Origin of the sequence: Companilactobacillus nuruki (assembly GCF_002872255.1) — a bacterium.
Taxonomy (GTDB): domain Bacteria; phylum Bacillota; class Bacilli; order Lactobacillales; family Lactobacillaceae; genus Companilactobacillus; species Companilactobacillus nuruki.
Map to the genome: position 1 here is coordinate 41546 of NZ_NIPR01000010.1, position 7703 is coordinate 49248.

Annotated in this window: 8 protein-coding genes; all 8 read left to right on the forward strand. The window is 35.6% G+C overall.

Annotation, left to right across the window (positions count from 1 at the left end; genetic code table 11):
- The first annotated feature begins 66 nt into the window (after positions 1-66).
- The 8 genes from CBP76_RS04860 to citG are packed head-to-tail and all read left to right on the forward strand — an operon-like array spanning position 67 to position 7637.
- A complete protein-coding gene (locus CBP76_RS04860) occupies positions 67-1212 on the forward strand; it encodes an NAD(P)-dependent malic enzyme (protein WP_102195821.1) in 1146 nt (381 codons plus the stop codon).
- Between the two features lie 45 nt (positions 1213-1257).
- Positions 1258-2541, forward strand: a complete 1284-nt coding sequence (locus CBP76_RS04865) for a 2-hydroxycarboxylate transporter family protein (protein ID WP_425430297.1) — start codon at positions 1258-1260, stop codon at positions 2539-2541.
- A gap of 9 nt (positions 2542-2550) precedes the next feature.
- Entirely contained in the window at positions 2551-3561 is a 1011-nt protein-coding gene (gene citC, locus CBP76_RS04870; protein WP_166667182.1) for a [citrate (pro-3S)-lyase] ligase, read from the forward strand.
- Positions 3551-3844: a citrate lyase acyl carrier protein gene (gene citD, locus CBP76_RS04875; RefSeq protein ID WP_102195823.1), complete on the forward strand. Its 294-nt coding sequence runs from the start codon at positions 3551-3553 to the stop codon at positions 3842-3844. The genes citC and citD overlap by 11 nt, the downstream gene beginning before the upstream one ends.
- Positions 3844-4746 carry a citrate (pro-3S)-lyase subunit beta gene (gene citE, locus CBP76_RS04880; RefSeq protein ID WP_102195824.1) on the forward strand — a complete coding sequence of 301 codons (903 nt, stop codon included), beginning with the start codon at positions 3844-3846 and terminating at the stop codon, positions 4744-4746. The genes citD and citE overlap by 1 nt, the downstream gene beginning before the upstream one ends.
- Positions 4736-6277, forward strand: a complete 1542-nt coding sequence (citF, locus tag CBP76_RS04885) for a citrate lyase subunit alpha (protein WP_102195825.1) — start codon at positions 4736-4738, stop codon at positions 6275-6277. Before citE ends, citF begins: the two co-directional genes overlap by 11 nt.
- Positions 6278-6288: 11 nt before the next feature.
- Complete coding sequence (gene citX, locus CBP76_RS04890) at positions 6289-6834, forward strand: citrate lyase holo-[acyl-carrier protein] synthase (RefSeq protein ID WP_102195826.1); 546 nt, start codon at positions 6289-6291, stop codon at positions 6832-6834.
- Entirely contained in the window at positions 6825-7637 is an 813-nt protein-coding gene (gene citG / locus CBP76_RS04895; protein WP_102195827.1) for a triphosphoribosyl-dephospho-CoA synthase CitG, read from the forward strand. The genes citX and citG overlap by 10 nt, the downstream gene beginning before the upstream one ends.
- The last annotated feature ends 66 nt before the right edge of the window (positions 7638-7703 follow it).

Sequence of the window (7703 nt, forward strand, 5' to 3'; positions counted from 1 at the left end):
GTATTAGAGTTGAAAAATATTAAAAAATAATAATATTTTTTAAATATTTAAAAAGAGGCGACACCTATGAATATGGAATTAGTAAAAAAAATACATAAGGCACATACAGGTGTTCTCCAAATTGATGGGGAATTACCAGTTTCAACTATGGAAGAACTCGGTGAAGCATATACTCCTGGCGTTGCTGAAATCAGTAAGATAATTGCTAAGGATCACAATTTAGCACATGAATATACTGTTAGTGGTAAATTGGTTGCTATTGTAACAGATGGTTCAGCGGTATTGGGTCTAGGTGACATCGGACCTCAAGGTGGCTTGCCTGTAATTGAAGGGAAGGCATTATTATATAAGCGTTTAGCTAATGTCAATGCAATTCCACTTGCTTTGGATCAAGTGGATATTGATGAATTTGTCCAAACCATTGTTAATATCAGTAAAAGTTTTGCTGGTATCCATTTGGAAGATATTGCTGCTCCAAGGTGTTTCGAGATTGAACAAAAGCTTGCAGAGAGACTTGATATTCCGGTTTATCATGATGACCAAGAAGGAACAGCTATCGTTGTTTTGGCTGGTTTAATCAATGCTGCTAAAGTTGTCAATAAGAATTTACAAGATCTAAAAGTGGTTATTAATGGTGTCGGTGCTTCAGGTCTTGCTACAGCAGAATTACTACTTGAAAGTGGTATTAAAAAGATCATTCTTGTTGATAAGAAGGGTGTTATCAACAGTACAGAGACAAGTTTGAATGATTATCAATATGATTTAATGAAAAAAATTGATTTCCAAACTGATGCTACAACTTTGGCTGAAGCTATGGACGGTGCTGATGCATTTGTTGGATTATCAGTTGGCGGTTTGGTAACTAAGGAAATGGTTGAATCAATGAATGATGGAATTGTTTTTGCACTTGCTAATCCTCAACCAGAAATTGAACCTGATTTAGCTAAAGCCGCTGGTGCCAAAATTATTGCTACTGGTAGTTCACAGCATCCTAATCAAGTTAATAATATTTTGGCTTTCCCAGGATTGTTTAGAGGTTTATTGGAGAATCATGTGGAACACTTCAGCCCTGCAATGGAAGCTAGCGTGGCAAAGGGATTGGCAGAAATGATTTCTGACCCCAAACCTGAGAAGATTATTCCGGGAGTATTTGATAAGAACGTTGTTAAAACAGTTTCAGATGCAGTTACAAAATTTGTAAAAGGGGAATAAATTATGCAATTAAACTCTGTTCCTGATGAAAATCAACATAAAAATATTTTTCAGAAATTTATGGCTCTAAATGTCGGCATTGTACCAATGCCACTATATATATTATTATTGATTGCTTATACATTACTAACTGTTACTAATCAAATGCCTAATGACATGATTGGTGCAATTGGAATTATGACGCTATTTTCATTCATTCTTGAGGAAATTGGTAAACACATTCCTATTTTAAATTCTCTTGGTGGAAAAGTTTTGGTTGTTACGTTTCTACCATCTTTTCTGGTTTATATGAGTTGGTTACCAAAGAGCACAACCAAAGTTGTAACTGATTTTATGAACAACAATAACTTCTTAGCTGTCTTTATTGCATTATTGATCGTTGGTAGTATCTCAGCTATGAATCGTAAGACTCTAATTCAAGCTAGTATGAGAATTATCGTTGTTCTTTTGATCTGTGAGGTTGTTGGACCACTTGTTGGTATGGGAGTCGGAATGTTATTAGGGCTCTCTGCATACAAGTCATATTTCTTCATTGTTGCTCCAATCATGGCCGGTGGTGTTGGTGAAGGTGCCTTGCCATTATCACTTGGATATGCCGCAATTATTTCAATGGGGCAACAGAATATTTTTGCTCAAATTTTGCCATGTGTTATGTTAGGTAGTCTGGTAGCTGTTATTGAAGCTGGTATTCTACGTAAAATTGGTGAGGTTAAGCCTTCATTGACTGGTAATGGTCGTCTTGTTGAATCAGATGATGGTGGCGATCTTGGCAGTCTATCTTCAAAATCAGATACAGCTAATATTACTAAGATGTTAGTTTCAGGTATCTTAGCCATCACACTTTACCTATTAGGTGTATATATTAATTCTATTATTCATTTGCCAGCTCCAATTGTTTTGTTAATTGTAGTCATGGTTGCTAAAATGCTTGGTTGGATTCCTGATTCAGTTCAAGAAGGTGGTAAATCACTTTACAGTTTGACTGTTAAGGGTATCTCTCCATTATTACTATTTGGTGTTGGTGTTGCGATGACACCTTGGAAGTCTTTGGTGACAGTCTTCACTAATATTCCAATGTTAATTACTATTTTTATTACAGTTACAGCCATTGTTGCAGCAGCGTTCTTCAGTGCTAAATTCTTGGGAATGTATCCAGTTGACACAGCCATTGCCGTTTCTTGTTGTTCAGGTCAGGGTGGTACAGGTGCCCTAGCAATTCTAGCTGCAGGGGATCGAATGAACTTAATGCCATTTGCTCAAGTTGCTGTACGTCTTGGTGGAGCCATTACTGTTACTCTTTCAATCTTTTTAATGAGATTCTTTGCTTAGGAGATAATCTTGGATATAACTACATTAAATTTAAAAGATAACTATTATTATCAACAATGGCAGAATTTGGTTCAAAATGAAGGTCTAGTCATTGAGAATTTGGCAGATATTACTGAGACTTTAGGTATTTATGATGGTGATAAATTGATTGCAACCGGATCATATTTCGAGAATGTTTTGAAATATTTAGCAATTGATCCAGATTATCAAGGTGGAAATACCTTCAACAAAATAGTTTCCACTTTGATCAATGAACTAGCAGCTCAAAATGTCTTCCATATATTTGTCTTCACTAAACCAAAATATAAGAAGAGTTTTGAATATTTGGGTTTTCAGATTATTGCTGAAACCGAATTCTCAGCCTTACTTGAAACAGGTGACTATTCGATTGGTCAATATATAAAATCTCTTCCCAAAGTCACTGGACAAAATATTTCGGCGATAGTTATGAATGCCAATCCGTTTACTTTAGGACATCGTTATTTAGTAGAACAAGCATCTAAACAAAGTGATTATGTTTATCTATTTGTTGTTAATCAAGATGCATCTTTGTTTACTACTCAAGAAAGAATTGATTTGATCAAGCAAGGGGTTGCGGATTTAGGTAATGTAATCGTCGTTAGTGGTGATCAATACATGGTAAGTTTCGTAACTTTCCCAGCCTATTTTATTAAGAGCCGTGCAGATGTTGCCAAGTATCAAACACAGTTGGATGCCAAGGTGTTCAAGCGTGTTGCCTCTGCTCTACATATTAATAGAAGATTTGTAGGCAATGAGCCATACTCGCCAACAACGGAAATATATAATCGATCAATGAAACAGATTTTACCTCCAGAAATTTCTTTAGATATTTTGGATCGTAAAGCGATTGATAACGATATTATTAGTGCCACTAAAGTAAGAAAAGCCATTCAAGAAAGTAATTTGGAAGCAGTTCAAAAATACGTTCCAGAAACAACATTCAAATTCATTAAAAATAATTTACCAGTATTATTAAGGAGGATTCATAATGGAAATTAAGCATACTGCATTAGCAGGTACCCTTGAATCAAGTGATATTCAATTCACTCTTTCGAAGGGTACGGGAGTTGAGATTAATCTTGATTCACAAGTTGAAAAACAATTTGGCAAACAAATTAAAAAAGTCATTACTGATTTATTGTCAGAATATGGTATTGAAAATGTTAATGTTCGTGCAGTCGATAAGGGTGCTTTGGATTGTACAATTAAAGCACGTTTGATTGCTGCAATTCAGCGAGCTACAGATACACAAAATCAGCCAAATTGGGAGGTACTTGGATAATGGAACGTTTAAGAAGAACTATGATGTTTGTTCCAGGTAACAATCCAGCCATGATCAAAGATGCTGGTATCTATGGAGCAGATTCAATTATGTTTGATCTAGAAGATTCAGTTTCTTTGACAGAAAAAGATACAGCAAGAATGTTAGTTTTTGAAGCTTTGCAAAATGTTGATTATGGTAATTCAGAATTAGTAGTTAGAATCAATGGTTTAGATACTGATATGGGTAGAGCCGATATCTTTGCAATGGTCAAAGCTGGTGTAGAGGTAATTCGTTTACCTAAGACCGAGACTCCTGAAGATGTTATTGAAACTGAAAAAGTTATTGCTGAAGCAGAGAAATTCTTTGGTATTGAAAATGGACGTACTCATATGATGGCAGCCATTGAAAGTGCTGAAGGTGTTTTGAATGCTCCACTTATTGCTAAAGCATCAGATCGTTTGATCGGTATTGCTTTAGGTGCTGAGGATTATGTGACAATGATGAAGACACATAGATATCCAGATGGAGCTGAATTATCATTTGCTCGAAATATGATTCTTCATGGTGCCCGTGCTGCTGGAATTGCAGCCTTTGATACAGTTTATTCAGATGTTGATAATACTGAAGGTTTCAATCATGAAGTTGAAATTATTCATGAACTAGGATTTGACGGTAAATCAGTTATTAATCCTCGTCAAATTCCATTAGTTAATGCTATTTATGCACCTAGTGAAAAAGAAATTAGAAATGCTAAAGATGTTCTAAATGCAATCGAAGAAGCTCATAAAAAGGGCTCAGGAGTTATTTCTTTACGTGGTAAGATGGTTGATAAACCAGTTGTTGCTCGTGCACAAAGAACTATGGCTTTAGCAAAAGCATCACATTTAGTTGATGAGGAGGGTAATCTTTATGCTGAATAAAGTAAATCGTGAGATTCCTGATGATATTTTAAAAGAGAAGAATTATAAACCATTTGAAACTACTGAAATTGGTAATCCTGAAACTACTTATGTTGCACATCAAGTTAGAGTTTCTCAAGGGGATGACAAATTAGTTGATTCAATTCCTGAAGTTATTGAAAAAACTGGTTTGAAGAATGGAATGACTATTTCGTTCCATCATCATTTCCGTGAAGGTGACTTTGTATTTAACATGGTCATGCAAGAAATTATTAATGAAGGTTTCCAAGACTTAACACTTGCCCCAAGTTCATTGACTAATGTTATGAATGATATGGTTATTAAAGCTATAAAAGCAGGTACTATTACTCATATCACAAGTTCAGGTATGCGTGGTAGCTTAGGAGATTTTATTTCACATGGTGGTTTAAAGGATCCGGTTGTTCTACGTTCTCATGGTAATCGTGCTCGTTCAATCGAAAATGGCGATATTAAAATTGATGTTGCCTTCCTAGGTGTTCCTAATTCAGATCCAGTTGGAAATGCTAATGCCATTCATGGTGATGCTGTTTTTGGTTCAATGGGTTATTCATTGATGGATGCTAAGTATGCAGATAAGGTCGTTCTTTTGACTGATACGATCATGCCATATCCCAATACACCAGCAAGTATTGAACAAACACAGGTAGATTATGTAGTTAAGGTTGCTAAAGTTGGTGATCCCGATAAGATTGGTTCAGGTGCCACAAGATTTACCAAAGATCCTAAGGAATTAAAGATTGCTGAAATGGTAAATCAAGTAATCACTCATTCACAATATTTCAAAGATGGATTCAGTTTCCAAACTGGTTCTGGTGGTGCAGCACTAGCTGTTAGCCGTTATCTTAGAAAATCAATGATTGAAAAAAATATTAAAGCATCATTCGCTCTGGGTGGAATTACTAAACCAACAGTTGATTTACTTGAAGAAGGCCTTGTTAACAAAATTTTGGATGTTCAAGATTTTGATAAGGGCGCCGCAGCAAGTATGGCAAATAATGAGAATCAACAAGAAATTGATTCTTCATGGTACGCCGATCCATATAATAAAGGTGCTGCCGTTAATCAATTGGACGTTTGTATCCTTTCAGCACTAGAAATCGATACTAAGTTTAACGTTAACGTTATGACTGGTTCAGATGGCGTTTTGCGTGGTGCTATTGGTGGACATCAAGATGCAGCTAATGCTAAGTTGACTATTATTTCAGCTCCATTGGTTCGTGGTAGAATTGCTACAGTGGTAAATGACGTAACTACTGTTGTTACTCCTGGGGATAGCATTGATGTATTGGTAACTGAAATTGGAGTTGCTATCAATCCTAAGAGAAAAGATTTAATTGAAGCTTTGAAGAATGTACCAGGTGTTCCAGTTTATACAATTGAAGAATTACAAAAGCGTGCCGAAGCAATCGTTGGAAAACCAGAACCACTTGAGTTCACGGATAGACCAGTTGCTTTAATTGAATACCGCGATGGTAGTTTGATCGACACTGTTTATCAAGTTAAAGATTAGGAGTTGGGCGAATGGTTGATGTATTTTCAGAGGGAATTAAGCAAGATATTGTTCATGTCTTGAAGAACCGTGATAGCCGAGTAATGGAGCAACAAATGCTTTTTAGAAATCTGAATAAACATCAATCTTTGGTAAGTGCCAAACTCAATATTCCAGGTCCAGTCAAAAATAATATTTATTTGGCAGAAATGTTTAGTATTGGCCTTAAAGAATTTTTAAAGGGAATGGATATTGACTATCAATTAATCAGGGATGTTGCCACAGGTCCTGAAGCTTTTGTAATAATTGAAGGTAATGCCAGTAGTGTCAAAAAGACTGCTATCAAATTTGAGGATAATAATGAACTAGGTAGATTATTTGATATTGACGTTCTAATCTCTGAAGGTGATGCTTTGAAGCCATTGAGTCGTAGCAATTTCAATGAACCAGAACGTAAATGTTTGTTGTGTGGTAAGCCGGCAAAAGTATGTGCTCGAAGTCGGAATCATAGTGTTGAAGAGATGCAATTATTTATAAACAAATTAATTAATAGAAAATTGGAGTTTTCATGGAATTAAAGACACAATTAGCAAATAAAGCATTGAAAGCTCTGTTGTACGAAGTAGACGTTCAACCTAAACCAGGGTTAGTTGATCCAGTGGATCATTCAACCCATTTAGATATGGACGTTTTTACTTTTATTGACAGTGCGGTTTCATTACGTCCATATTTAGAAGAATTTGCTCAAGCAGGAATTGATTTTAAAGGCAATGATTTGACCGAGTTGTTTAAGTCAATTCGTCCAATAGGTATTAAGGCTGAGAAAACAATGTTTGCTGCAACTGGTGGAATTAACACACATAAAGGAGCAATCTTTTCTTTAGGGATTTTGTTAGCCGCTGCCGGCTATGATGTTGATGATATTCAACAGACTACTAAGAAAATGCTTAAAGGATTGACCGAAAATGATTTCAAGGATTTGGATACTAAAAAGAATTTAACCAATGGTGAGAAGATGTATCTCAAATATGGGATTACAGGTATCCGTGGTGAAGCTGAAAAAGGTTATCCAGTAGTGTTTGAAAAGTCGTTGCCATATTTGAAAAATCATTTTGGAAATGATTTTGGGATGAGTTTATTGGATACGTTAATGATGATTGTTTCTGAGTCATATGATTCTAATGTAGTGAAACGAGGAAATTTAGATTCACTTAAAAACGTTCAGAAGTATGCTCAAGATATATTGTCTAAGGGCGGATGCAGTAGTTCAGAAGGACATGAATTGTTAGCAGATATGAATAGTTATTGCACAGAGAATAATTTAAGTCTTGGTGGCAGTGCCGATTTGTTAATAATTACCATTTTTTTGTTTCTTTTATGAGGTGGTTTTTAAATTTGAATAGTCGAGATCCGTTCAGAGAGCATTAAAACAAATGGAGACCTAGTA

What these genes read in the sequence shown, in the direction of transcription:
- citE (WP_102195824.1), top strand. Translation starts at nt 3,844, where the DNA reads ATGGAACGTTTAAGAAGAACTATGATGTTTGTTCCAGGTAACAATCCA.
- citF (WP_102195825.1), top strand. Translation starts at nt 4,736, where the DNA reads ATGCTGAATAAAGTAAATCGTGAGATTCCTGATGATATTTTAAAAGAG.
- citD (WP_102195823.1), top strand. Translation starts at nt 3,551, where the DNA reads ATGGAAATTAAGCATACTGCATTAGCAGGTACCCTTGAATCAAGTGAT.
- CBP76_RS04860 (WP_102195821.1), top strand. Translation starts at nt 67, where the DNA reads ATGAATATGGAATTAGTAAAAAAAATACATAAGGCACATACAGGTGTT.
- citG (WP_102195827.1), top strand. Translation starts at nt 6,825, where the DNA reads ATGGAATTAAAGACACAATTAGCAAATAAAGCATTGAAAGCTCTGTTG.
- citX (WP_102195826.1), top strand. Translation starts at nt 6,289, where the DNA reads ATGGTTGATGTATTTTCAGAGGGAATTAAGCAAGATATTGTTCATGTC.